At 57.9% G+C, this 24,192-nt stretch carries 19 protein-coding genes and 2 pseudogenes; 15 read left to right on the plus strand and 6 right to left on the minus strand.

Going from position 1 to position 24,192, the window contains the following annotated elements; all coding sequences use genetic code 11:
• The 4 genes and pseudogenes from OA90_RS28680 to OA90_RS22480 form a co-directional block, all read right to left on the minus strand.
• Positions 1 to 211, minus strand: a pseudogene (locus tag OA90_RS28680) (IS630 family transposase); the annotation flags it as partial.
• A 313-nt stretch (positions 212 to 524) separates the two neighbouring features.
• A complete protein-coding gene (locus tag OA90_RS22470) occupies positions 525 to 3,965 on the minus strand; it encodes a hypothetical protein (protein WP_068417868.1) in 3,441 nt (1,146 codons plus the stop codon).
• A gap of 148 nt (positions 3,966 to 4,113) precedes the next feature.
• Positions 4,114 to 4,990: pseudogene (locus OA90_RS22475) on the minus strand (IS5 family transposase).
• Positions 4,991 to 5,120: 130 nt separating this feature from the next.
• Positions 5,121 to 5,597, minus strand: a complete 477-nt coding sequence (locus tag OA90_RS22480; protein ID WP_068417872.1) for a GNAT family N-acetyltransferase — start codon at positions 5,595 to 5,597, stop codon at positions 5,121 to 5,123.
• Between OA90_RS22480 and OA90_RS28685 the strand changes: the two genes are divergently transcribed.
• From OA90_RS28685 to lpxB, 15 genes are all read left to right on the plus strand, one after another.
• The gene (locus OA90_RS28685) at positions 5,596 to 5,742 is read left to right on the plus strand and encodes a hypothetical protein (protein ID WP_156510602.1); all 147 of its coding nucleotides are present in this window, start codon (positions 5,596 to 5,598) and stop codon (positions 5,740 to 5,742) included. The genes OA90_RS22480 and OA90_RS28685 overlap by 2 nt on opposite strands.
• 219 nt (positions 5,743 to 5,961) lie before the next feature.
• Positions 5,962 to 6,837: a 30S ribosomal protein S2 gene (gene rpsB, locus OA90_RS22490; protein ID WP_068417878.1), complete on the plus strand. Its 876-nt coding sequence runs from the start codon at positions 5,962 to 5,964 to the stop codon at positions 6,835 to 6,837.
• A 145-nt stretch (positions 6,838 to 6,982) separates the two neighbouring features.
• On the plus strand, positions 6,983 to 7,900 hold the full coding sequence (tsf, locus tag OA90_RS22495) for a translation elongation factor Ts (RefSeq protein ID WP_068417882.1): 918 nt from the start codon (positions 6,983 to 6,985) through the stop codon (positions 7,898 to 7,900).
• 175 nt (positions 7,901 to 8,075) lie between these two features.
• Positions 8,076 to 8,795 carry a UMP kinase gene (gene pyrH / locus OA90_RS22500; RefSeq protein WP_068417886.1) on the plus strand — a complete coding sequence of 240 codons (720 nt, stop codon included), beginning with the start codon at positions 8,076 to 8,078 and terminating at the stop codon, positions 8,793 to 8,795.
• Positions 8,796 to 9,071: 276 nt separating this feature from the next.
• The gene (frr, locus tag OA90_RS22505; protein WP_068417889.1) at positions 9,072 to 9,635 is read left to right on the plus strand and encodes a ribosome recycling factor; all 564 of its coding nucleotides are present in this window, start codon (positions 9,072 to 9,074) and stop codon (positions 9,633 to 9,635) included.
• 31 nt (positions 9,636 to 9,666) lie between these two features.
• Positions 9,667 to 10,434, plus strand: coding sequence for an isoprenyl transferase (locus tag OA90_RS22510; RefSeq protein WP_068417892.1), 768 nt, complete (start codon positions 9,667 to 9,669; stop codon positions 10,432 to 10,434).
• Positions 10,435 to 10,449: 15 nt separating this feature from the next.
• Positions 10,450 to 11,340 carry a phosphatidate cytidylyltransferase gene (locus OA90_RS22515; RefSeq protein ID WP_068417895.1) on the plus strand — a complete coding sequence of 297 codons (891 nt, stop codon included), beginning with the start codon at positions 10,450 to 10,452 and terminating at the stop codon, positions 11,338 to 11,340.
• A 16-nt stretch (positions 11,341 to 11,356) separates the two neighbouring features.
• Positions 11,357 to 12,556, plus strand: coding sequence for a 1-deoxy-D-xylulose-5-phosphate reductoisomerase (locus OA90_RS22520; RefSeq protein WP_068417899.1), 1,200 nt, complete (start codon positions 11,357 to 11,359; stop codon positions 12,554 to 12,556).
• Positions 12,557 to 12,668: 112 nt separating this feature from the next.
• Positions 12,669 to 13,811, plus strand: a complete 1,143-nt coding sequence (gene rseP, locus OA90_RS22525; protein ID WP_068417902.1) for an RIP metalloprotease RseP — start codon at positions 12,669 to 12,671, stop codon at positions 13,809 to 13,811.
• 200 nt (positions 13,812 to 14,011) lie between these two features.
• Positions 14,012 to 16,393: an outer membrane protein assembly factor BamA gene (gene bamA / locus OA90_RS22530; RefSeq protein ID WP_068417905.1), complete on the plus strand. Its 2,382-nt coding sequence runs from the start codon at positions 14,012 to 14,014 to the stop codon at positions 16,391 to 16,393.
• Between the two features lie 79 nt (positions 16,394 to 16,472).
• On the plus strand, positions 16,473 to 17,510 hold the full coding sequence (gene lpxD, locus OA90_RS22535; protein WP_068417909.1) for a UDP-3-O-(3-hydroxymyristoyl)glucosamine N-acyltransferase: 1,038 nt from the start codon (positions 16,473 to 16,475) through the stop codon (positions 17,508 to 17,510).
• Positions 17,511 to 17,561: 51 nt separating this feature from the next.
• Positions 17,562 to 18,026 (plus strand): 3-hydroxyacyl-ACP dehydratase FabZ, encoded by a 465-nt coding sequence (fabZ, locus tag OA90_RS22540; RefSeq protein ID WP_068417912.1) that lies wholly within the window; start codon positions 17,562 to 17,564, stop codon positions 18,024 to 18,026.
• Positions 18,027 to 18,032: 6 nt separating this feature from the next.
• Positions 18,033 to 18,830 carry an acyl-ACP--UDP-N-acetylglucosamine O-acyltransferase gene (gene lpxA, locus OA90_RS22545; protein ID WP_068417915.1) on the plus strand — a complete coding sequence of 266 codons (798 nt, stop codon included), beginning with the start codon at positions 18,033 to 18,035 and terminating at the stop codon, positions 18,828 to 18,830.
• Positions 18,831 to 18,834: 4 nt separating this feature from the next.
• Positions 18,835 to 19,719: a UDP-2,3-diacylglucosamine diphosphatase LpxI gene (gene lpxI / locus OA90_RS22550; RefSeq protein ID WP_068418116.1), complete on the plus strand. Its 885-nt coding sequence runs from the start codon at positions 18,835 to 18,837 to the stop codon at positions 19,717 to 19,719.
• Positions 19,716 to 20,903, plus strand: coding sequence for a lipid-A-disaccharide synthase (gene lpxB, locus OA90_RS22555; protein ID WP_068417917.1), 1,188 nt, complete (start codon positions 19,716 to 19,718; stop codon positions 20,901 to 20,903). The genes lpxI and lpxB overlap by 4 nt, the downstream gene beginning before the upstream one ends.
• Before the next feature lie 254 nt (positions 20,904 to 21,157).
• Here the strand turns inward: lpxB and gltA are convergent, their stop codons facing one another.
• Positions 21,158 to 22,450, minus strand: coding sequence for a citrate synthase (gene gltA, locus OA90_RS22560; protein ID WP_068417918.1), 1,293 nt, complete (start codon positions 22,448 to 22,450; stop codon positions 21,158 to 21,160).
• A 239-nt stretch (positions 22,451 to 22,689) separates the two neighbouring features.
• Positions 22,690 to 24,114, minus strand: a complete 1,425-nt coding sequence (gene gltX / locus OA90_RS22565; RefSeq protein WP_068417921.1) for a glutamate--tRNA ligase — start codon at positions 24,112 to 24,114, stop codon at positions 22,690 to 22,692.
• Between the last annotated feature and the right edge of the window lie 78 nt (positions 24,115 to 24,192).

Below are 24,192 nucleotides of genomic sequence, written 5' to 3' on the forward strand. Positions count from 1 at the left end.
CGGGGCCTTTTGCATTGAAACGCAAGACCCAGTCGCGGATCACCTGGACCGTCACGCCGCCGACCGCACCCGCATCGCTGCGCAAGCCGCCGTCATAGATCACTGCAAGCGCCAAAAGGCGCCGTGTTTGATCGGCATTCACCGAGCCACGGGCTAGATGACGAAGGGTTGGAGCATCAAAGTCATCTCGAAGACGGATAGGGGCGGACATGGCAAACTCCTCATGTTCCCCATCAGGAATCATATTCGCGAAACTTTGGGAATCCAAAAGAGTCGTCAAATTCGTCGCTTGGTATAACCCCTGCTAAAGGAACTTTGAGCTGACTATGCTTGTTCCAGTCCGCCGTTTCTGGCTTAAGGGGCGCATCCGATGACCGAAATGCAGGCAAATGCGGCCCCACCAGTTGCAACGGATGTTTTAAACGCTATGTATCAATCTCACGGGTTTGTACCATGACGGCGCAGTCAAGTGATGGGGAAACTAGATACCTGCTCTACAAGACAGCTATATGGCTTGTACTTGTTTATTGATATGTTGCACTCAACATAAAGGCGGATTCCGCTAATGCATCCACTTGGATGAGTAACTCATCATCAGTAGCAACTTGAAGACTGACTTCATCAGTTTCGGTACCCTCGTTTTCGCTACTGAGTTGATCTGCCCAGTCTTCGGTAAGAACTACCAGATCAAGGTCGCCGGTTGTCGGCCGCAACGAAACCTTAAGACTACCGGTCTGGCTCGCCGTATAGCGGAAGCGCTTCGACTCGCCATTGCCTAGCGGTTCATGCCTATAATTGGTTGTCTCATTGAGCGGCATGGCATCCCGTAGGTGCCACTCCCATCCCGCTGCATGAAGTTGGTAAGCGGAATCGTCGCCCAAGGAGCTTACTTCGACTACGAAAGCCTTCCCTTTTTCGGCGTCGATATAGACTGTATCCACCTGCGTTCCGGTGTTTTCACTTGCATCAATTATTGTTCCTGTCTCCGATCGAAGGGTCAGGTCCAAATCGGCATCTGTCGGCGCTAGCGTTACTTCAAGCCGGCCATCCGAGGAGGGTTCAACAAGATGCATATCCGAGCTGACGCCCTGCAAAAGTGGAAAATCAACCGTTTCTTCTAAGGGAAACGGGCGTGAGGCGAGTGGGTCCACCGCCACACTACCACCGGTTTGCGACGTCGCCAATCCGATGAGAACTACATCGGGATTGAGACTCGCCATTGTTTCAGTTTCGAACGTCTGTAGCGCGGAACCGTCCGCAAATGATGAGCCACTTGAGACATCAAGTTTGTAGATCTTCACGTCTCCCTCGCTATTGACCTCGAACAAGCCAGCATCGTCGCTTCTCACGGCACCGACCGCAGGATCAACAAGTGTCAAGACGGAGCTGGTGTTCGAATTTATTTTCTGCGCACCTTCGACGGCGGCACGCATCTGTGCCTGTGACACTTGCGGTCCTTGGGTGAAGCTGATTGCCACTCTGGTAGATTCCAACTCGCCGTCTTTGTAAGGTTTTACTTCGAGAACATAGTTTCTTTCGGGAAAGAGAATGGCTGTGGCGAATTCTCGTGAAAAGTCGTCTTCATCAAGAGCTGACGAATTGTCTACCCAATCGACGATGTCTACATTGTTGACTTGTTGGGTTCCCGTTTGGCTTTCGACCAAACGAATTGCGGCATCCACTTGTGTGGCCGCTTCTATTGTCAACTGAGAGTAGCTTGTCGTGCGAAAGGGACAATACAACCGGTCCCCCTCAATTTCCTCAGCTCGAAAGGGCGCCAATTCGACCTGGGTATCCGGGAGGCTTTGAAATAGCGAGACCATGTTCGGCTGCGTCTTGCTACAGAAAAGCGACGAGCGAACACTAACTTTGATATCCGTCGCCCGCGTAGAAGTATCTTTTTTCAATGCCGTTACGCGAAGGTCATAAGTACCAGCTTTCAATATCGGCGTTTCTACTGAAAAATTGGGCGCCCTCGGAATGAAGAAGCTAGCGATTCTGTTTTCTGCTTCATTCAGTAGCTCAATGCAGAGGTCGTTTTCCGGGTGTCCGGTCAGGACGATCTGTCCCGTTAATTCAAGTTTTAACCTCCGGTTCGTTTGAACAGGCGCCTCGCCAACCGAAAAATCCTGCACCGACTCATTCTTGAGAATAAACACGCCGTTTGCGTTGGGGTTATTCGCCGTTCTTGTTCCAAGCAAAATAGATGTGTCTAAACCAACTAGTAGGGAAGAGGTGTTTTGGTTGGCAACCTTGTCGAGAACCGCGAGCCGATTTCCCTGACCTGAAACTTGTCGCTCATAAACCAGCCGCGTTTGAGACGCACGGTGCCTAAACAAGTTTCCTCGGATCACCTCGCCGTCTGAATCAAAACGCAGATAAACGTTGGAAAAAGTCGTATTGTCATGGAGTTTACCTTCATTGATCTCCAGAAGTTCGAAGCGGCGGGTATTGCATCGATCCCCATCATGTTCGACAAATACGTTTTGCGATGGTCTTGTCTGAGCCTCAATAGGGCTCAACTTTTCAGCTGCGATCTCTTTTGGCAAATTGTTTATATTCTTATTATTTAAGGTCTCCTGAAGAAGTTTCTCTGAAGTCTCTTGCAGTAAATTACGGCTCTTCTCAATTTTGACGATTTCCCGAAGAAACCTTTTAAACTGATCTGCCTCCTCACTCGTCCAGGGAGAATTGGGCGAGGAGCGAATGTGATCCACAGCCCAATAGGGGTCAATCGCAAAGCGGATATGACTTTGCGATGGTCCAAATGTGGTGTCGATTTGGGGATCGTTGCTCGCTGGGCGGATTTCAATGTCTGTGCCCGGGTGGTTGCAAAGTGACAAGATACATTGCGCCACGTTTGTGTGGCCGCCAGAAACTGCGTAGCTCACAATCGGTCGCGGTGGTGCTCCATCGGAAGGTTTGACAGAAATTTCATCGCTAATACGCTCGCAGAGCGATCGTTCGGTTGCGCTGTCTAAACCTGACACTACTTCATTGGCGGTAGCCCGTGCGCGGGCACGGCTCTCTTCAGTCTTAGAAAAACACAAGGACGCAACGTCGTTTTTGTCCCGGAAGATTTGCCTGAACCATCTGGGTTCCGGCGCAGTGCGAAACAGGCGAATAAACGCATCGATGCGATTGCATTTCGCCGCATCGCTGCTCCCAAGCGTTTCCTTGTTGCAAATGAGATCGTTACCGCCATCTATTCGCGAGAGAATCGAGGTAATTAGAGGCTCCTCTCCAGTGAAACTGGTTGGTGCGCTCAATGCGCCTAGAATATCCCCGTCATTTACGTTTGCTTTGCGAAAAAGTTCCACCGATCGAGGCGAGATAAGGTAGAGCGCCTCTTGCAGCGAAGTCATTGAGAATTCCAGTCCACCCCGCCGTAATTCCTCTTGCGCTATATCTCCTTCCATCAGCGAACTCACACGGCCATTGGAAACTAGCAGAAGCATGATTGCGACGACTGCCGTTGCGAAGATGACCGGTATACCCAGCCAATGCGGCCAAATATTCGCTGGCTCAGTCTCTGTGGGTTCCGGAACCGCAGGACATGCCCAGCATGCAATTGCGAGAGCCAGAAGAATGCCGGTCAGAAAATATGTGCCCTGGAAAAGAACTGCACCGCCCAGGTTGGCGTGCGCCACCATCCAGATGCCAGACCAAATCGTGCCCGCTCCCCAAGAGGCCAGAAGACATACGAGCCCGCCGACGACCGCAAAACCCAGTCGTCGCCGTCGCGTCGGGTCGCCCTCCAGCTTCAATGGTCCGGGGAACAGATGCAAGGCAAAAAGGGTGGAAGCTACACCCGCAACAATCCATCCGAGAGAGTCGAGGTCCCGCAGAAACAACGCGTAGAATGGATCAACGCGCAAAAATATTTCTATGAGGCCCCATCCCCCGAGTATGACACCTCCGGAATATGCAACCGACTTGAATATTAATGTGTTTTCTGCAGACATTTTAGAGCCTTTCAGAAAAATTTTTATGTTAACAATGATGTAAGAAATCAATAACTAATTTATTATAATGTAAATTATTCGTTTTCTAAAGTATGAATCCGGATTTTGTTTAAAATGATGGTCAAATTTAAGAGTCCGATTCAAAAGTTCATGAGATGACACAATAGGTTGCGAGCGTGCGTGTCATGACCCTGATGTTGGCAATGGTGACCCATGCGGTGGAGCTTTCGACGAATTTCCCCCAGTCTTTGTGCCAGCCTGCGGCATCGTAGGAACCATCCGAACGTGCGTTCGCCCCCCCCATCGACGGGGTAGGACATGGAGGCCTTTGGCAGCATCTGAACGCTTGATGATCTCGATGGTCCACGTACCGCAGCCGATCAATGCGGAACGGAGCTTGTCGCCTGGGTAGCCGCAGTCGGCGAAGACATGGCGTAGCCAGGGAAAGCGGTGCCGGATGGTCTTGAGGAGAGCGGGCGCACCGTCCCGGTCCTGGATGTCGGCGGCATGAACCAGCACGAACAGCGTCAGGCCGAGCGTGTCAGTGATGATATGGCGCTTGCGTCCCTTGATCTTCTTGCCCGTTGCCCGGCAGGCGATGCGAAGCATCGCTGAGAGGGGGCGTCATGGCCAGAGGTCCCACCGCTTTCCGTGGTTTTGACCGATTGACTGTCGATGACACCGGCAGAGGGAGAGGCCTCACGTCTTTCCAATTCCCGCGTGGCTACGACAAGGATGTAGTTGATCGTCTGCCAAAGGCCGGTATCGCACCAGGAATAGAAATTGCCCCGCACAGTGGAGGCCGGGGGAAAGTCTTTCGGCAGTGCCCGCCACTGACAGCCGCTGCTCGCGATATAAAGGATCGCGTTCACCACCTCTCGCATGTCGGTCCTGTGCGGCCGACCGCCGGATTTGGTGGGAGGGATCAGCGGCGCCAAAATCGCCCAATCCCGGTCAGTCAAATCAGTTGGATAACGCAGATGGTCCCGGTTATTTTGCCGGCGAGTGATATCATTCCAGGGCATTCGATCCTCCATCTTCTCGACAAAGACGGTTGAATCACAACCCGTTGATATCACTCAACTACTTCTAAATCAGGCTCTAAGATCTTCAATGCAAGCGAATAACCTTTTTGGATTCTACACCTAAGCCTTCTTACGGCGTTCGTTCGCGCAAGGATCGCTCCATGAAGCAGTGAATATCCGATTGACCGATCTCCACGAAACCGTGGTGCCGGTAAAGCGATCCCACAGGATTCCAGTGCAAGTATTCCAGCCTCACCGGAAGAACCAGCTTGTCCGCAAGCAGGAGACAGTGTTCGAGCACTCTCGAGCCTATTCCTTTTTTCTGGAAATCAGGGAACAGATAGAACTCACCAAGCCGGACATGATCGGGAAAAACCTGGAAAGACACTGTCCCAAGCCGATGTTCCGCTTTCCTGATCTCAAAGAAGGGTTTCTCCTGGTACCGTTGAAGGTGCAAGTCACGCTGAAACTCTTCGTCCCATCCCCAGCGCTGAACGATGTGCGGTCCCATCGCCGCGCGTTTGGCCTCGAAAGCAAAATCTATATCGTCCGGGATGGTTCTGAGCTTGGGAAATGTCAGATCTGGCGGAAGGTCAGGAATGTCCATGTCACAAGATTACCTGACGACCATCATTGTTTCCAGCTCGTCCACTGCTTTTCAAAGCAGCGAATTCGCGCTTCCCACTCTTCCTGAAAATGCGCTCCACCACCACTTCCACGTTGATTGTTCGGAAAAAACCGGCCTTATTTGACCAGATGTCCGCCTCCACCCCGCTATTCCCTCCATCCCCGGACAAACCCCCTCTTTTGCGCTTGAAATAAAATCCGCCGCCAACTATAAGGCGCGCATTCCACACGCAAGGGGCGGAGCCTGAGCTTTATCGGGGTCCATCCGGTGGCCGATGGGAGAGATCCTTCGGCCCACAATCCTCTTGCGGAGGTCAAACCGGAAAACCAGGAGAGCAAGCCCAATGGCATTGCCCGATTTTACCATGCGTCAGCTTCTGGAAGCTGGCGTGCACTTTGGTCACCAGAAACACCGTTGGAACCCGCGCATGGGTTCGTACATCTTTGGTGTACGCAACGATGTTCACATCATGGACCTGTCCCAGACCGTTCCGCTGTTGCATCAGGCACTGAAGGCCGTTTCAGATACAGTTGCCGGTGGTGGCCGCGTTCTGATTGTCGGCACCAAGCGTCAGGCACAGGAAGCTGTGGCGACTTCTGCACGCAACTCCGCGCAGTATTTCGTCAACGCCCGCTGGCTCGGCGGCATGCTGACCAACTGGAAAACCATTTCCCAGTCCATTCAGCGCCTGCGCAAGCTGGAAGAGACCTTGTCCTCCGACGCCGCAAACGCTCTGACCAAGAAAGAGCGCCTGTTCATGGACCGCGAGCGCGAAAAGCTCGAGCGGAACCTGGGCGGCATCAAGGACATGGGCGGTATCCCGGACCTGATCTTCGTGATCGACACCAACCGTGAAGCCATCGCCATTCAGGAAGCTCGCCGTCTGGGCATTCCGGTCGCCGCGATCCTCGATTCGAACTGCAACCCGGATGGCATCACCTATCCGGTGCCGGGCAACGACGATGCCGGCCGCGCGCTTTCGCTTTACTGCGATCTGATTGCCCGCGCCGCCATTGACGGGATTTCCCGCGCCCAGGGTGCATCCGGCATGGATGTCGGTGCGTCGGAAGAAGCGCCGGTCGAGGAAGCTCTGGCCGAGCCGGTCGCTGAAGCAGCACCTGCTGCCGAAGAAGCCCCGGCCGAGCCTGCCGCTGAAGCGGCTCCACCGGCTGCTGCAGAAGCAGAACCGGAAGCAGACAAGGCCGCACCGGCCGCCTGATAACAGCTCTGCCGCAGTCCTGCTGCGGCAGAAACATGTTGAATTCGCAAGGCGGGCTGCACTTTGTTGCAGCCCCGTCATAAAGACGCGGAGAGCCATCGGCTAAACCGTGTCTCACCCGAAACCCCCATGCACGAGGCAATCGATGAGCATTACCGCCGCGATGGTAAAAGAGCTCCGCGAGAAATCCGGCGCTGGCATGATGGACTGCAAGACCGCCCTTAAAGAAACCGACGGTGACATGGAAGCGGCTATCGACTGGCTGCGCACCAAGGGGCTGGCCAAGGCAGCAAAGAAGGCAGGCCGTCTGGCCGCTGAAGGTCTTGTCGGCGTCGCCACGGACGGCAGCAAGGCTGCCGTGATCGAGCTGAACTCCGAAACCGACTTTGTCTCCCGCAACGAAGGCTTCCAGGAACTGGTTTCCAAGGTCGCCCAGGTTGCTGTGACGACCGATGGGTCCGTTGAAGCCGTGTCCGCCGCCGAAATCGGTGGCAAGTCGGTTTCCGACACGATCACCGAAGCGATCGCCACTATCGGCGAGAACATGAGCCTGCGCCGAACCGCCGCCCTTTCGGCCGGCGAGGGTGTTGTTGCCACCTATGTCCACGGCGCCGTAGCCGATGGCCTGGGCAAGATCGGCGTGCTTGTCGCGCTGGAATCTTCCGGCGACAAGGAAAAGCTCAACGCGCTCGGCCGCCAGATCGCCATGCACGTGGCCGCGACCAGCCCGCTGGCGTTGAACACCGAAGCGCTGGACCCGACTGTGGTCGAGCGTGAAAAGTCGGTCTTCTCGGAGCAGGCTCGTGAGTCAGGCAAGCCGGAAAACATCATTGAAAAAATGGTGGAAGGGCGTTTGCGCAAATTCTACGAGGAAGTTACCCTCGTGAAACAGGCGTTCGTCATCAATCCGGACCAGACGGTCGAGCAGGCCGTCGAGGCTTTGGCAAAGGATCTCGGGACCGAGGTCAAGCTTACCGGTTTTGTCCGCTTCGCACTCGGCGAGGGGATCGAGAAGGGAGAGCAAGACTTCGCCGCCGAAGTGGCGGCAGCCTCCGGGCAGTAAGTTCCAGAAAAAGCGCCGGTCAGTCCGGCGCTTTTTTTTGAGGCATTCCGCATGCGCACGAACGCAGAGGGAATGCCGCGACAAATTTGAGGCGATCCGCTTTCAGACCTTCAACCGGTTGCGGTTGGAGGTCTGAAAGCCGATCTGGACAAAGACTTTCACGAAGGGCGCAGCCGTGACGAATTCCTTGCGATGGAAACGTATCCTCCTGAAACTTTCCGGCGAGGCCCTGATGGGATCGCAGGCTTTCGGGATCGACCCTGCCATCGTTCAGAGGATCGCCAAGGAGATTGCCGACGCGGTGGCGCTTGGCGCCCAGGTCGGCGTCGTTGTGGGCGGCGGCAACATCTTCCGCGGCGTGGCCGTGGCCGCCAAGGGTGGCAACCGGGTCACCGGCGACCATATGGGCATGCTGGCCACCATCATGAACAGCCTCACGCTCGCCGATGCCTTGCGCCGTCTGAAAGTCAATGCCCGCGTTCTGTCCGCGGTTGCTGTCCCGTCCATTTGCGAGACCTTTTCCCAGCGTGTCGCGGACCGCTACATGGAAGACGGCGATGTGATCGTCTTCGCCGGAGGCACGGGCAATCCATTCTTCACCACCGACAGCGGCGCCGCGCTGCGTGCCGCCGAGATGAAGTGCGATGCCTTCCTGAAAGGCACCCAGGTGGACGGCGTTTATTCCGACGATCCGAAGGTCAATCCGGACGCGGAGCGCTACGACAGTCTCGACTATGAAGAGATCATCAGCCGCAATCTCAAGGTGATGGACACCACCGCCATCGCGCTGGCGCGCGACAACTCCATTCCGGTTATCGTCTTTTCCATCCATACTCCGGGCGCGCTCGTCAGCGTTCTGCAGGAGACCGGCACCTATACGGTCGTCGGCGGCTAGTTCCGGCAGTTTCCGGCTCCAGTGAGGGCCCTGTAGTCGCAAATTCGAGTATTGGTGTGATGTTCTGCCGGGCGTGAAGTCACGGGCGGTGCTCGTGATTTCCAGCCTGAGACGTCACCGCACCGGTCCTTGCGCCGCAGGGGTTGGCTCCTCTGCGTATCAGGTGCCAAATTGTCAACAGACCGGGCACAAGCACTTGTGTTTCGGCACGTTTATGCCATGTTGGCCCGCGCCGGGACTCTATCTAGCCCGGTCAAAAACAAGAGTGAGGATAAAATGTCGGTAGTAGGTGTCGATCTGGACGACTTGAAGCGCCGGATGCAAGGGGCTCTCGCTTCGCTGAAGACCGATTTTTCAGGCCTTCGGACAGGGCGTGCGTCCGCATCCATGCTGGATCCCGTCTCCGTTCAGGCCTATGGCCAATCCATGCCGATCAGCCAGGTCGGCACCGTGTCCGTGCCGGAGCCGCGCATGGTCGCGATCCAGGTCTGGGACAAGACCATGGTTGCCGCCGTCGAGAGGGCGATCCGGGAATCGAATCTCGGTCTCAACCCGGTTGTCGACGGCCAGTTGCTGCGCCTGCCGATTCCCGAGCTCAATCAGGAACGCCGCCAGGAGCTGATCAAGGTTGCCCACAAATACGCCGAACAGGCGCGGGTCGCGATCCGTCATGTCCGCCGCGATGGCATGGATACAGCGAAAAAAGCCGAAAAAGACGGTGACATCTCCCAGGACGACAGCCGTGTCGCATCCGATGAAGTGCAGAAGCTGACCGATCAGATGATCGGTGAGGTGGACAGCATGCTGGAGAAAAAAGAGCAGGAAATTTCCCAGGTCTGATCGGACCCGGACCTGTGAACAGGGGAGCCTCATGAGCGTCAGCCCGGACCGGAGCCCGCATGTATCTGCCGCGGAAGGTGGCAGCGCGAAACCGCCACACCACGTTGCCTTCATCATGGATGGCAACGGGCGATGGGCGACCGCGCGCGGCCTGCCGCGGACGGAGGGGCACCGCCATGGGCTGGAAACCCTGCGCCGGGTGATCCGGCATGCCGGAAAGCGCGGCATCGAGGTGATCACCATCTACAGTTTTTCCTCCGAGAACTGGAGCCGGCCGGAAACCGAGGTTTCCTTTCTCATGGGCCTGCTGCGGCGTTTCGTGCAACGCGATCTGAGCGAGCTGCACGAGGCAAATGTGCGCATCCGGATCATCGGCAGCCGCTGCGAACTGGAGCCTGGCATCGCCGCGCTGCTGCAGGAGGCCGAGGACCTGACCCGGAACAACACCGGACTGAACCTCGTGGTGGCCTTCAATTACGGGGCACGCACGGAAATCGTCCGCGCGGCGAAAACGCTGGCTCAAAAGGTTGCTTCCGGTGAACTGCAGCCGGAAGACATTTCCGAGGCCGCTTTTTCCGAAGCTCTCGACACCGGCGGGTTGCCCGATCCGGACCTCATCATCCGCACCAGCGGCGAGATGCGGCTTTCCAATTTTCTTCTGTGGCAGGCGGCCTATTCGGAATTCTATTTCTGCGACAAACACTGGCCGGATTTCGACGAGGCGGCGTTTGATGAGGCCCTGATCTGTTTCGGCAACCGGCAGCGCCGGTATGGCGGTCTTGATGCCAAAGCGTTGTAGCGTTTTTCCCGCGTGATGGCAGATCCCCACCCCCCTTCGAAAAAACTCTCGGATCTCGGCCTGAGGTTTGCCTCGGCGGTCATTCTCGGGCCCTTGGTTCTGCTCATCGCCTGGCTTGGCGGATTGCCCTACGCCGCGCTGGTGCTGACAGCCGCGGTGCTTTTCCTGTGGGAATGGTTCTCGATCACCGGAACGCGCCAGATTTCGCCCTTGGCACTTGTCGGTCAGGGGGCGCTCGTCGTCCTTGCGCTTTGTCATGTCACGGGCCATGCGGAGATCGGCCTCGCGGCGATACTGGTGGCGGCGTTTGCCGCCTTCGGTCTCGGCAGATTTTCCCGGGCCGGGAGATGGAGCGCCGAGGGCATCCTTTACAGCGGATGCGCGCTCTTTGCCCTTCTGGCGATCAGGGAGGGAACCGGCGGACTGCTGTTCACCTTCTTCCTGCTGTTCGTGGTCTGGGCGACCGACATCTTTGCCTATTTCACCGGCCGGGCGCTTGGTGGCCCGAAACTCTGGGCCCGGGTTTCGCCGAAGAAAACCTGGTCGGGCGCTGTCGGCGGGCTGATGCTGGCGGCGGCATTCGGTGTCGGCGTGGTTGTTGTCGCAGGGGCCTGGGCCGGTCCTGAGGCCAAGCCAGAAGCCGGGCTGGGGGACGCGAACCGGAATCTGTGGATCTGGGCCTTGCTGGCGGCAGCGCTTTCAATCGTTTCTCAAGCGGGCGATCTTTTGGAATCGGCGGTCAAGCGCAGGTTCGACGTCAAGGATTCCAGCCGTCTCATTCCCGGCCACGGGGGAATCATGGACCGTATCGACGGTCTTGTCGCCGCGGCTATTTTCGCCGTTCTGATCGGCGTGATCGCCGGAGGCACGCTTGGCGATCCGATCGCGGGTCTGGGTCTGCATTAAGTCTGGAGTTGCGACCATGGCGGCGGGAACCGCTTTCATCGACGAAACTGCGCCGATACGGATCACCGTGCTTGGCGCGACCGGCTCTATCGGCCAGAGCCTGGCGGATCTGATCGAGCGCTCGCCTGAACGGTTCGACGTGGTTTCTCTTGTGGCGAACCGCGACGCAAGATCCCTGGCGGCGATGGCGAAAACGCTGAGGGCCTCGTCGGCCGTTCTGGCGGACGCATCCTGTTATGAGGATCTCGCCGGCCGCCTTGAAGGGACCGGCATTGCTGTGTCCGCTGGAGATGCGGCGGTTCTTGAGGCGGTCGAGCGTGAGGCAGACATTGTGGTCGGTGCAATTGTTGGCGCGGCAGGTCTTGCCCCCACCATGGCGGCGATAAAGCCGGGCCGCAGGATCGCCCTTGCCAACAAGGAGTGCCTGGTGTGTGCGGGCGACCTTTTCATGGAAAAGATCCGCCGGAGCGGCGCCGAATTGCTGCCGGTGGACAGTGAGCACAACGCCATTTTCCAAGTCTTCGAATCCGAGAGAGCAGATCAGGTTGAAAAAGTCATCCTGACCGCGTCGGGCGGGCCGTTCCGGACGTTCTCCAGTGCCGAGATAGCAGGGGTGACGCCGGAGCAGGCGTTGAAACACCCGAACTGGGACATGGGTGCACGGATCACCATCGACAGCGCGACGATGATGAACAAGGGGCTGGAGGTTATCGAGGCCTCGCATCTGTTTCCGGTGCGCCACGATCAACTGGATGTACTGGTGCATCCGCAGTCCGCCGTTCACGGCCTTGTCCAGTACAGCGACGGCTCGCTGCTCGCGCAGCTCGGCAGCCCGGACATGCGCACGCCCATCGCCCATTGCCTGGCTTATCCCCGCCGGATGGCCGTACCTGTCAGAAGGCTTGATCTGGCGGAGCTCGGAACACTGACCTTCGAAGCGGCCGATCCGGAGCGGTTTCCCGCGCTGGGGCTTGCCATCGGCGCGATGAAGGCAGGTGGGGCGGCTCCCGCTGCGCTGAACGCTGCTGATGAAATCGCTGTGGAGGCCTTTTTGAATGGCAAGATCCGCTTCCCGGATATACCCGCCGCCATTGAAGCCGTTCTTGAACGGATGACGGGGGAGGGGCGCCTGGCAGCGTGTGCCCGGATTGAGGACGTTCTGGCGCTCGATACGGAAGCCCGGCAAAAAACCCGCGAATGGATTGCTTCCAGATAGAGAACGGTCCCGCGTCTTTTAATTTTTCATGCCGGACCATTAACACGCCGTAATTTTCCTTTTAGTACAGTGGCTCGAAATCATCCAAGCTGTGCAGGATCGGACGCCATTTATGGACCTTTTTATTTCCGCGTATTCCCTGATCGTCGGAACCATCATTCCCTTTCTGTTCGTGCTGACGATCGTGGTGTTTTTCCATGAACTCGGACATTTCGCCGTCGCCCGGTGGTGCAACGTCAAGGTAGATGCCTTCGCGGTCGGATTCGGCCGCGAGATCATCGGCAGGACCGACAGGCAGGGCACACGCTGGAAACTCTGCATGATTCCGCTTGGCGGCTACGTGAAGTTTGCCGGGGACGAGAACGCCGCCAGCGTGCCGAGCCGTGAACTGATCGCGCAAATGAGCGAAGAAGACCGCAAGACCGCCTTCATCGCCAAGCCTGTATGGCAGAGGGCGGCCGTCGTCGCCGCGGGGCCGCTGGCCAATTTCATTCTGGCAATCGTGATTTTCGCGACGCTCTTCATGCTGATGGGCAAGCAGGGTCTTGAGCCGGTCGTCGAAGAGGTCTTTGCGGGCCGGGCCGCCGAACGCGGCGGTATTCAGGCCGGCGATATCGTCAGGGAAATCGACGGACGCGAAATTCACACCTTCGGTGAATTGCGTCAGGTGGTCCTGATGAATGCCAATACGCCGCTAGTCTTCGAAGTCGAGCGTGACGGAAAGCTTGTCGACCTGACCGTGACACCCGATTCCCGTGAAAAGGAAGTTTTTCTCGGCGAGCGTCAGATGGCCGGAGATATCGGCCTGCGTGGTTCCAGCGATCCCCAGTATCTGGTGCGCATCAAATACGGGCCGCTCGGCGCGGTCAACGAAGGTGCCCTGGAAACATGGCGGATCATGGAGGGGACGGTCAATTACGTCTGGGGCGTGATCACCCAGCGCCAGTCCGCAGATCAGCTCGGCGGTCCGATTCGTGTTGCGCAGATCTCCGGTCAGGTCGCCGATCTCGGCTTTCTGCCGCTGATTTCCCTTACCGCGGTCCTTTCGGTGAGCATCGGCCTGATCAACCTGGCTCCTGTGCCGATGCTCGATGGCGGGCATCTGCTCTATTTCGCGGCCGAGGCGCTGCGCGGCAAACCCTTGAGCGAGAGGGTTCAGGACGTGGGATTCCGTATCGGGTTGGGGCTTGTGCTGATGTTGATGGTCTTCGTCACATGGAAGGACATAATGAGGCTGGTAGGCCCCAGTTCCTAGGGCAATGCGCCGCAGGGTGAAGCGATGCCGGTCCACAAGCCGTGACATTGACGCAACGTCTTCTGACTAAATCGCTTTCACCCGCCAAGTGCAGTTGCGTTATCGGTAAAATCCTATAAAACGATCATCGGTTCCGAGAATCTGCCAGGGTGAGTGCGGGTTCCGGGAGGGGTATTTAAAAACAAAGGCATAGCGCAATAATGCAGCGATTGCAGAAGTTTACACGAGCCGTATTGTTAGTTGCGGCCGTATTTTCAATCGGGGCGGCTCTGCCTCAGACCATCGGTATTCCGTCCTTTGTGACGGAGGCGCAAGCGGCCGTTGCCAGAAGCATTCAGGTGCGCGGCAACACGCGGGTCGAGGATGAAACAGTCGTCAGCTACTTGACCATCGTTCCGGGGCGTTCCTACAGCGCCTTCGATGTCGATGAGTCGCTGAAGGCGCTTTATGCAACGGGTCTGTTCGCCACTGTCGATATCACCCCGAGTGGCAGCACCGTTATCGTAACGGTCACGGAAAACCCGATAATCAACCGTGTTTCCTTCGAAGGAAACAAGAAGATCAAGGATGGGGCGCTGGAAACAGCCGTCCGGTCGCAGCCGCGTTCGATGTTGTCGCGCGCCAAGGTGCAGGCCGACGTTCAGAACATTCTGGAATCCTATCGCCGCTCCGGCCGCTACGGCGCGTCCGTCGAGCCGCAGATCATCGATCGCGGACAGAATCGCGTCGATCTGGTGTTCGAAATCAACGAAGGTGCAAAGACCGGTGTCGAGCGCATCAGCTTCATCGGCAATTCAGCCTTCAGTGACGGCCGCCTGCGCGACGTCATTCGTACGCGTGAAAGTGGCCTGCTGAGCTGGCTTCGCAGCACCGATACCTACGATCCGGACCGGCTTGCCGCCGACGAGGAACTGCTGCGCCAGTATTACAACAAGAAGGGTTATGCCGACTTCCGTATCGTGTCCGTGAGTGCGGATCTCGATCGTGAGCAGAACATCTTCTACGTCACTTTCAACGTCGATGAGGGCGAGAAGTATGAAGTCGGCGATGTCGAGATCGTGTCCACGATTGCCGATGTCGATCCGGAAGAGCTGCGTCGCCTGATCCGTACCCGCAGCGGCCAGACCTTCAACTCCCTGCGGGTCGAGCAGACCGTCGAAGACATCACGCTGCGCGTCTCCGAAGAGGGCTATGCCTTCGCACGGGTTCGTCCGCGTGCGGCTCGCGATTACGAAAACAACAAGATCTCGCTGATCTACTATATCGAGGAAGGTCCGCGGGCCTACATCGAGCGGATCAACATCATCGGTAACGACAGGACTCGCGAATACGTCATCCGCCGGGAATTCGATATCGCCGAAGGGGATGCGTTCAATCGGGCTCTGGTCGACAAGGCCGAGCGTCGCCTGCGCAATCTCGGTTTCTTCGAGCGCGTTTCGATCACCACGCAGCAGGGCAGTGCGCCCGACCGTGTGGTCGTCAATGTTCGCGTCGAGGAAAAAGCGACCGGTGAGATTTCCTTCGGTGTGGGCTATTCGACGGTCGATGGCGTCATCGGTGACATTTCACTGACCGAGAGGAACTTCCTCGGCCGTGGCCAGTTCGTGAAGCTCGCAGTTGGTGGTGGTGCCGACACGCAGTCTTACGAGTTCCGGTTTATCGAGCCGTTCTTCATGGGCCGCCGCGTCGCGCTTGATCTCGATCTTTATCGCAAGGTCGACGATGCCAACGATTACCGGTCCTTCGATCAGGAAAAGACGGGTGGCGGTTTCGGCTTCACGTTGCCGCTCCGGGAAGAAGAACTGACGGTTCGGCTCTTCTACAATATCTTCCAGGAGAAGAACTCCGATCCGGACAACGAATCGACCAACATCAACAACTGCGACACGGCCAACCTGTCCCTTGCGGTGTGTGACTCTCTCGGCACTTATCTGACCTCGCTGGTCGGATACGAGTTCCGTTACAACACTCTGGACCGCAACCTTGATCCGACAGACGGCTTCTACGCCTCTTTCGGTCAGCAGTTCGCGGGCCTTGGCGGTGACAGCTTCTTCATCAAGACCGAAGCCGAAGCTCGGGCGTACAAGGAAATACTCGCAGACTACGGTCTCGTCGGAAGCCTGTCCGTCCGTGGCGGTAACATCATGGCTCTTGGTGACGAGCGGCTGCGGGTGTCGGAGCAGTTCATGCTTGGCGGCAATCTCATTCGCGGTTTCGAAAACCAGGGCATCGGTCCTCGGGATGCGGAGACCGAAGACGCGATCGGCGGCCGGTTCTATGTGGCGGCGACTGCCGAAACCCAATTCCCGTTCCCGATCATTCCGAAGGAATTGGGCCTTAGCGGTGCGGTGTTTGCCGATGCAGGTTCTCTGTGGGATGCTGACAGCAACCTCGTGAGCCTTGTGGACGACAACGGCGGACGGATTGACTCCAACGACTTTGCACTGCGTGCATCCGTGGGTGCCGGTATCCGCTGGAATTCGCCTTTTGGACCGCTGCGAGCCGACTTCGCCTATCCCATCGTCAAGGAAGATACCGACAAGACCCAGGTATTCCGCTTGAGTGGTGGCACGCGCTTCTAAAAAGCGGTCAAACAGGTTAGAAATCGGCCGCCGATCTGATCGGCGGCCGTTTTTATTGGCTGGCAACAAGGATACAATCATGTCCGAGCCAAATTTTTTTGCGACCCCGGCCCCAGTTTCACTGCGGGACATCGCCGACTGGGCGGAAGCCGAGATCCATCGTGGCGACGAGACCCTGGAAATTACGGGCGTCGCGCCACTGGAAGAGGCCGGATCCGGATTGCTGGTCTTCTTCGATAATCCGATCTATCTCGATCAGCTTCGGGCGACGACCGCAGCAGCGTGCATGGTCACCAAGAAACACAAGGACAAGGTTCCAGAAGGGGTCGCGGTGCTTGTCTGCGCGGACGCCTACCGGTCCTGGGCCAAGGTTCTGGCGCGGCTCTATCCTGATGCGATGGTCCCGAAGGAGCCCGGACCGGCAACCGTTTCCGACAGGGCGGCGATAGATCCGGACGCGTGTCTGGAAGAGAATGTGACAGTGGAGGCGGGTGTCGTGATCGGCGCTGGTGCCGAAATCGGGGCAGGGACTGTCATTCGGGCGAATACGGTGATCGGCCAGGGTGTGAGAATCGGCCGCGATTGCGTGATCGGACCAAATTGCACCGTGCAGCATACAGTGCTCGGCAACCATGTTTATTTTCATCCCGGGGTGTGTTGCGGCCAGGACGGATTTGGCTATGCCATGGGCCCCCAGGGGCATCTGAAAGTCCCTCAGGTAGGCCGGGTGATCATTCAGGACGATGTCGAGGTCGGCGCCAACACCACCATCGACAGAGGCGCGAACCGCGACACGATTATCGGTGAAGGAACCAAGATCGATAATCAGGTGCAGATCGGCCACAATGTCGTCATCGGCCGGCATTGTGTTCTCGTATCGCAGGTTGGGTTGTCGGGAAGCTGCACACTGGAAGATTTCGTTGCCATCGGCGGCCAGACCGGTGTTCGCGGACACGTGACCATCGGTATGGGTGCCCAGGTTGCCGCGGTAAGTGTCGTCAGTGACAGTCTTCCGGCGGGGGGACGTTACGGAGGCACGCCTGCCAAACCGGTGAAACAATGGTTCCGGGAAGTCGCCGCCGTGAGAAAACTTGCAGAGCGCGGCAGCGGATCGTAAACGGATAAACAGACAAGAACTTTGCGGAGCTGATCCGCCAAGGGGCATTTCATGGAAGACGCAGAAAACAAGACACTTGCAAGCGCAGACATCATGGAAATCATGAAGCTTCTGCCGCACCGCTATCCTTTTTTGCTGATCGACAAGATCATCGAGATGGACGGCGACAACAGCTGCATCGGCATCAAGAACGTCACCATCAACGAACCTCATTTCACCGGTCATTTTCCGGGCCGTCCGGTCTTTCCGGGCGTGCTCCTGATCGAAGCGATGGCTCAGACCGCCGGTGCGCTCTGTGTGCACGCAAGGGGCGCGGATGCTCCGCCGCAGCTTGTGTATTTCATGACCATCGACCGGGCCAAGTTCCGCAAGCCCGTGGAGCCTGGGGATCAGGTTCATTTTCACGTCAAGAAGATCAAGCAACGCTCCAATATCTGGAAATTCGATGCTGTGGCGACGGTCGCCGGAGCGAAAGTCGCAGAAGCAGAAGTCAGCGCCATGCTGATAGATGCGTGAGGAAACATGACTGACATACATCCAACGGCCATTGTCGAAGACGGGGCCGTGATCGGCGAAGGGGTCCACATTGGACCATATTCGACAATCGGGCCGAACGTCGAACTTGCCGAGGGTGTGACGCTGGAGGCTCATGTCGTCGTTGCCGGGCATACGAGCATTGGTGCGGGCACTCATATCTTTCCCTTTGCCAGCATTGGTCACAAGCCGCAGGATCTGAAATACGCCGGCGAGGTGACCTATCTGACGGTCGGCACGAACAACCAGATCCGCGAACACGTGACCATGAGCCCCGGTACGGTGGGCGGCGGCGGTGTGACAAGGGTCGGCGACAATTGCCTGTTCATGATGGGCGCGCATGTCGGTCACGATTGTCAGGTGGGCAACCACGCGATTCTGGCAAACAATGCGACTTTGGCCGGTCATGTGGAACTGGACGATTTTGTTATTCTGGGCGGACTCAGTGCCGTACGGCAATGGTCCCGGATCGGAACCGGCGCGATCATCGGCGGCATGACCGGTGTCGAATTCGACGTCATCCCCTATGGATCCGCGATTGGCGACAGGGCGCGTCTCGCAGGCTTGAATCTGGTCGGTTTGAAACGTAAGGGCCTTCCCAGAGAGCAGATTCATGCTCTGAGGGCAGCTTATCGGGCCCTGTTTGAAAGCCAGGATGGCACGCTGCGCAGCCGGGCGGAAGCTTTGGCCGCAGAGAGCGCCGATCAGCCCTTGGTGAAGACAGTGACTGACTTTATCCTGGACAAGGATGATCGGCGCTTTTGTACGCCGCGCAGCGAAGACTGAAAAAATGTCCGTCCCGGATCAGGCCGAGACCAGACGGATTGCCCTGATTGCCGGCAACGGCAGCCTGCCGGTGCAGATTGCGGATGCGCTTGGTGCGGCAGGGCGTGATTTCCGGATCGTCGCCATCAAGGGAGAGGCCGATGCGGGCACCCGCGGTCGGGCCGATACGGAGCTGGGCTGGGGCGAAATAGGTCGTCTTTATACTTTCCTGAAAACGACGGGCTGTCGGGATATCCTGCTTATCGGTGGGGTATCCAGGCGGCCCGATTTTGCATCGGTTCTGGGAGACCTCGGCACACTCAAGCGTTTGCCAACCATTATCCGGGCGCTGGCGGGCGGAGATGACAGCCTGCTGACGAAAGTGATCCGGCTAATTGAAGACGAGGGGTATCGCGTCGTGGGGATAAAGGATGTCGCGCCGCAGTTGTTGGCCTCCAGTGGTGTGTTGGGCCGCGTGCGACCTGGTAAAGATGACTGGCAGGATGTCGAGCTGGCATTGAAAGCGACCGAGAAGCTTGGAGAACTGGATATCGGCCAGGCTGCTGTTGCTGTCGGCGGGCGCGTGATTGCCCTGGAGGGCGCCGAGGGCACGGATGCCATGCTTGAGCGTTGCGCGGACTTGAAACGGATTGGAAGAGTGCGGGACAAGGGACGAACCGGCGTTCTGGTCAAGACGGCCAAGCCCAACCAGGACTTGCGGGTGGATCTTCCGGCTGTCGGACCCAGGACAATCGAGCTCGCACTTGCCGCGGGCCTTGCGGGAATCGCCGTGGAAGCGCAAGGGGCTCTTATTGCCGAAAAGGACGAAACCCTGCGAAAAGCGGACGCGGCAGGCCTTTTCCTGATCGGTCTGGACCGTTCGCAGGACGCCGGAGTTTCCGGTAAATGACGGGCACCGGGCCAAGCGTTTGCGTTGTCGCAGGCGAGGAATCCGGAGACCTGCTCGGTTCGGAACTCATCAAGGCGCTGAACGAGAGACTTGGTGAAGGGGTTCGATATTGCGGCGTCGGCGGTGAGCGGATGACAACACTCGGCCTCAAGAGTTTCTTCGATATGTCAGACGTTTCTGTCATGGGACTGACTGCGGTGCTGGCGCGGCTGCCGCGCATCGTCAGGCGGGTCTATCAGACAGTCGATGCGGTGATCGCCGCCGATCCGGATGTGTTGGTAATCGTCGACAGCCCCGATTTCACTCACAATGTCGCCAAGCGAGTGCGCAAGAGCGCACCGCATATTCCGATCGTCGGATACGTGTCCCCATCAGTCTGGGCCTGGCGGCCGGGCAGGGCCCGGAAGATGAGCGTCTATGTCGACGAGCTGCTGGCGCTTCTGCCGTTCGAACCGGAAGTGCATAAACGTCTCGGCGGACCCCGCACCCACTACGTCGGTCATCCGTTAAGTGAAAACTCGGCCTATCTGCGGCCAGATGAAGGTGAACGCCGGCCCTTTGGCGAGAGCGGTAAGGTGCTTCTGGTGCTTCCGGGAAGCCGGGGCAGCGAGATCGACCGGCTGCTGAGTGTCTTCGGTGAAACCGTTGCGCAAGTTGCCCAGGATCAGGCGGACCTGGAAGTTGTCCTGCCGGCGGTTTCCCATCTTGAGGACAGGATACGGGCCGGTGTTTCGAACTGGCCTGTGAAGCCGCAGATCGTATGCGGAGAGAACGCCAAGAAAGCGGCCTTCCGCCGCGCGCATGCTGCCCTCGCGGCTTCCGGCACTGTCTCGCTGGAACTGGCGCTGTCGGGCGTTCCCATGGTCGTTGCCTACAAGGTCGACTGGTTTTTTCGCCGGATCAAGGAACTCAACAGGATTTTCAAGTTCTCCAGCGTGGAGTCCTTCGTTCTGCCGAATATAATCCTCGGGGCCAGGGCAATTCCTGAATTTCTCGATGACGAAGTGCAGCCGGACGTTTTGGCGCGGCATCTGAAGGTTTTGCTCAGCGACAGCGCGGAACGACGCGAACAGATTGCCAAACTGGCGCGGCTGGATGAGGTGATGCGCCTGCCTGATGGCTACAGCCAGCGCGGAGCGGCGGCGGATGTCGTTGTGGCAGCCATGACAGCGGACAGACGTTAGAGCATCCCGCGTTAATTTGAATTCAGGAAATCTTCCGAACGCATTTACAACGCAAACGCTGTCTCGGGCACCTTCCTGAAACCATGAATCCGCTTGAACGCGACACGCTCTGGAATTGTCCAGGTGCGCTTGCGCCCTGTCAGGAAGCCTCCGGCCGTAGTTTCAGCTTGGCTTGCGGCCCGAGAGAAACCCACAGACTGGTTGGCAACAAAAAAAGCCCCCGGATTTCCGGGGGCTTCTTGACGCAGGCCGTTTTAGCGGCGTTGTTCGATTGGCGTATAATCGCGCTTTTGCGAGCCTGTATAAAGCTGGCGCGGACGGCCGATGCGCTGGGACGGATCTTCGACCATCTCCTTCCACTGCGCGATCCAGCCGACTGTGCGGGCAAGAGCGAAGAGGACGGTGAACATCGTCGTCGGGAAGCCGAGCGCACGCAGGGTGATTCCGGAGTAGAAATCGATGTTCGGGTACAGCTTCTTCTCGACGAAATACTCGTCATTGAGAGCGATTTTTTCCAGCTCCATGGCGACGTCCAGGAGGGGGTCGTCCTTGATGCCGAGCTCGTTGAGCACTTCATGCGTGGTTTTCTGCATGATACGCGCGCGCGGGTCGTAGTTCTTGTAGACCCGGTGTCCGAAGCCCATCAGGCGGAACGGATCGTTCTTGTCCTTGGCGCGGGCGACATATTCGGGAATGCGGTCCACCGAACCGATTTCCGACAGCATGTTGAGCGCGGCTTCGTTGGCGCCGCCGTGAGCAGGACCCCACAGGCAGGCAATACCGGCTGCGATGCAGGCGAACGGGTTGGCGCCGGACGAGCCCGCGAGACGAACCGTCGACGTGGACGCGTTCTGCTCGTGATCGGCATGCAGGATGAAAATCCGGTCCATGGCGCGGGCCAGGACAGGGTTCACCTTGTATTCCTCGCAGGGAACGGCAAAGCACATATGCAGGAAGTTGGCCGCATATCCCAGATCGTTGCGCGGATAAACGAAAGGCTGGCCGATATGGTACTTGTAGGCCATGGCGGCGATCGTCGGCATCTTGGCGATCATGCGCAGGGACGCAACCATGCGCTGATGCGGATCGGTGATGTCGGTTGAATCATGGTAGAAGGCGGCCAATGCGCCGACTGTACCGACCATCACGGCCATGGGGTGGGCATCCCGGCGGAAACCGGAGAAGAACCGGTTCATCTGCTCATGGATCATTGTGTGATAGGTGACGCGCTGGACGAAGTCGTCCTTCTGCACCTTTGTCGGCAGTTCGCCATAGAGAAGCAGATAGCAGGACTCGAGGAAGTCGCCATGGTCTGCGAGTTGATCGATCGGATAACCGCGATAAAGAAGCGTTCCTTCGTCACCGTCGATATAGGTGATCTTGGATTCGCAAGACGCGGTTGAGGTAAACCCCGGGTCGTAAGTGAACATGCCTGTGTCCTTGTACAAGGACGAGATGTTCACCACCGACGGTCCGATGGATCCGTCAAGAACGTCGAAATCGTGGGCTTTACCATCGACGCTGAGCTTGGCGTTGTTGTCGGCCATTCAGAAAACCCCTTCACGTTAACCTGAGTACCGCCCTGATGACTGGCTCTTCGTTGGAAGAGCCCCGAATTCGGTTGTCAGGCGGCAATTGAGAAATTTTCGCGTCTTGCGTAGCCCATTTACCGCAGTGCCGCAAGCTGGCCGGTATAAAGCTTTGGTCCAAGAGCGATCGATCGGCCGAGGTCGGCCGGTCGATTTATTTGATGCGTTGCCCGGGTACGGGCGAATCGCAGGCGATATCAGGCAGCCTGATCCTGGATCCTGGAAAGGGACTCCTGCCTGCCGAGTGCAATCAGCACATCATAGATTCCCGGCGACGTTCCGCGCCCTGTGAGGGCTGCACGAAGCGGCTGGGCCACTTTGCCGAGCTTCAGGTCTTTCTCTTCCGCATAGGTCTTCACGGCGGCTTCCAGGGGCTCTGCGGCCCATTCGGCCGCGGACGACAGAACCATGTGGAGGTCGGCGAGGATTGCCTTTGCATCGTCGTTCAGGATCTTGCCGGCCTTCTCGTCGATGTCGAGCGGGCGCTGACGCCACAGATAAGAAGCGCTTTCGGTCAATTCCACCAGCGTCTTTGCACGTTCCTTCAGGCCGGGAAGGGCGGTCAGGGCAGTGCTGGCGTTTTCACCCACAGCCAGCCAGTCCAGAACTGCCTGGCCGCCTTCTGCATGCGCCAGATAGACCTTCCAGTGGTCGAGCAGTTCCGCGTCGCCTGTGGCGCGCATGTAATGCCCGTTGAGATTCTCGAGTTTCTTGAAGTCGAAACGGGCGGCGGACTGGCCGACGGCGTCCAGTCCGAACCATTTGATCATGTCGTCGAGCGACATGATTTCCTCGTCTCCGTGGCTCCAGCCAAGGCGGGCAAGGTAATTGCGCATGGCCTGCGGCAGGTACCCCATTGCCCGGTAGGCTTCAGCACCCGTGGCGCCGTGACGCTTGGAAAGCTTGGCGCCGTCCGGGCCGTGAATGAGCGGAATATGCGCCATTGCCGGAACGTCCCAGCCAAGCGCCTTGAAGATAAGCGTCTGCCTGGCGGCATTCGTCAGATGGTCGACACCGCGGATGATATGCGTGACGGCCATATCGTGATCGTCGACCACGACCGCATGCATATAGGTCGGTGTTCCGTCCGAGCGCAGCAGGATAAAATCATCAAGGTCCTTGTTCGGAATCACGACCCGGCCCTGCACCAGGTCATCAACCACCGTCTCGCCGTCCAGCGGAGCCTTGATGCGAACGACCGGCGCGACATCTTCCGGTGCCTCGGAAGCATCCCGGTCACGCCAGGTTCCGTCATACCGGGGCGGCTTGCCGTCAGCGCGGGCCTTCTCGCGCATGGCATTGATTTCTTCCGGAGAGCAGTAACAATAATAGGCTGTTCCGTTGGCGAGCATTTGTTCGACGACTTCCTTGTGGCGCTCGACGCGCGAAGCCTGGGAAATCGGATCGCCGTCCCAGTCAAGTCCCAGCCATGAAAGTCCGTCCAGGATGGCGTCTACCGCTTCCTGTGTCGAACGTGCACGGTCGGTGTCCTCGATGCGCAGCAGCATCCGGCCGCCATGATGTTTGGCGAACAGCCAGTTGAAGAGCGCTGTGCGAGCGCCGCCGATATGAAGGAAGCCCGTGGGAGAGGGGGCGAAGCGCGTGACGATTTCTTGTGGCATGGTGCTTATTTGAAAGTCTCTGTAAGAATAGCGGCGCGGTCCGCGCCTTCATGGTGGCGCGGTCTTAGCACAGGCTTT

Source organism: Labrenzia sp. OB1, from assembly GCF_001624695.1.
Classification (GTDB): domain Bacteria; phylum Pseudomonadota; class Alphaproteobacteria; order Rhizobiales; family Stappiaceae; genus Roseibium.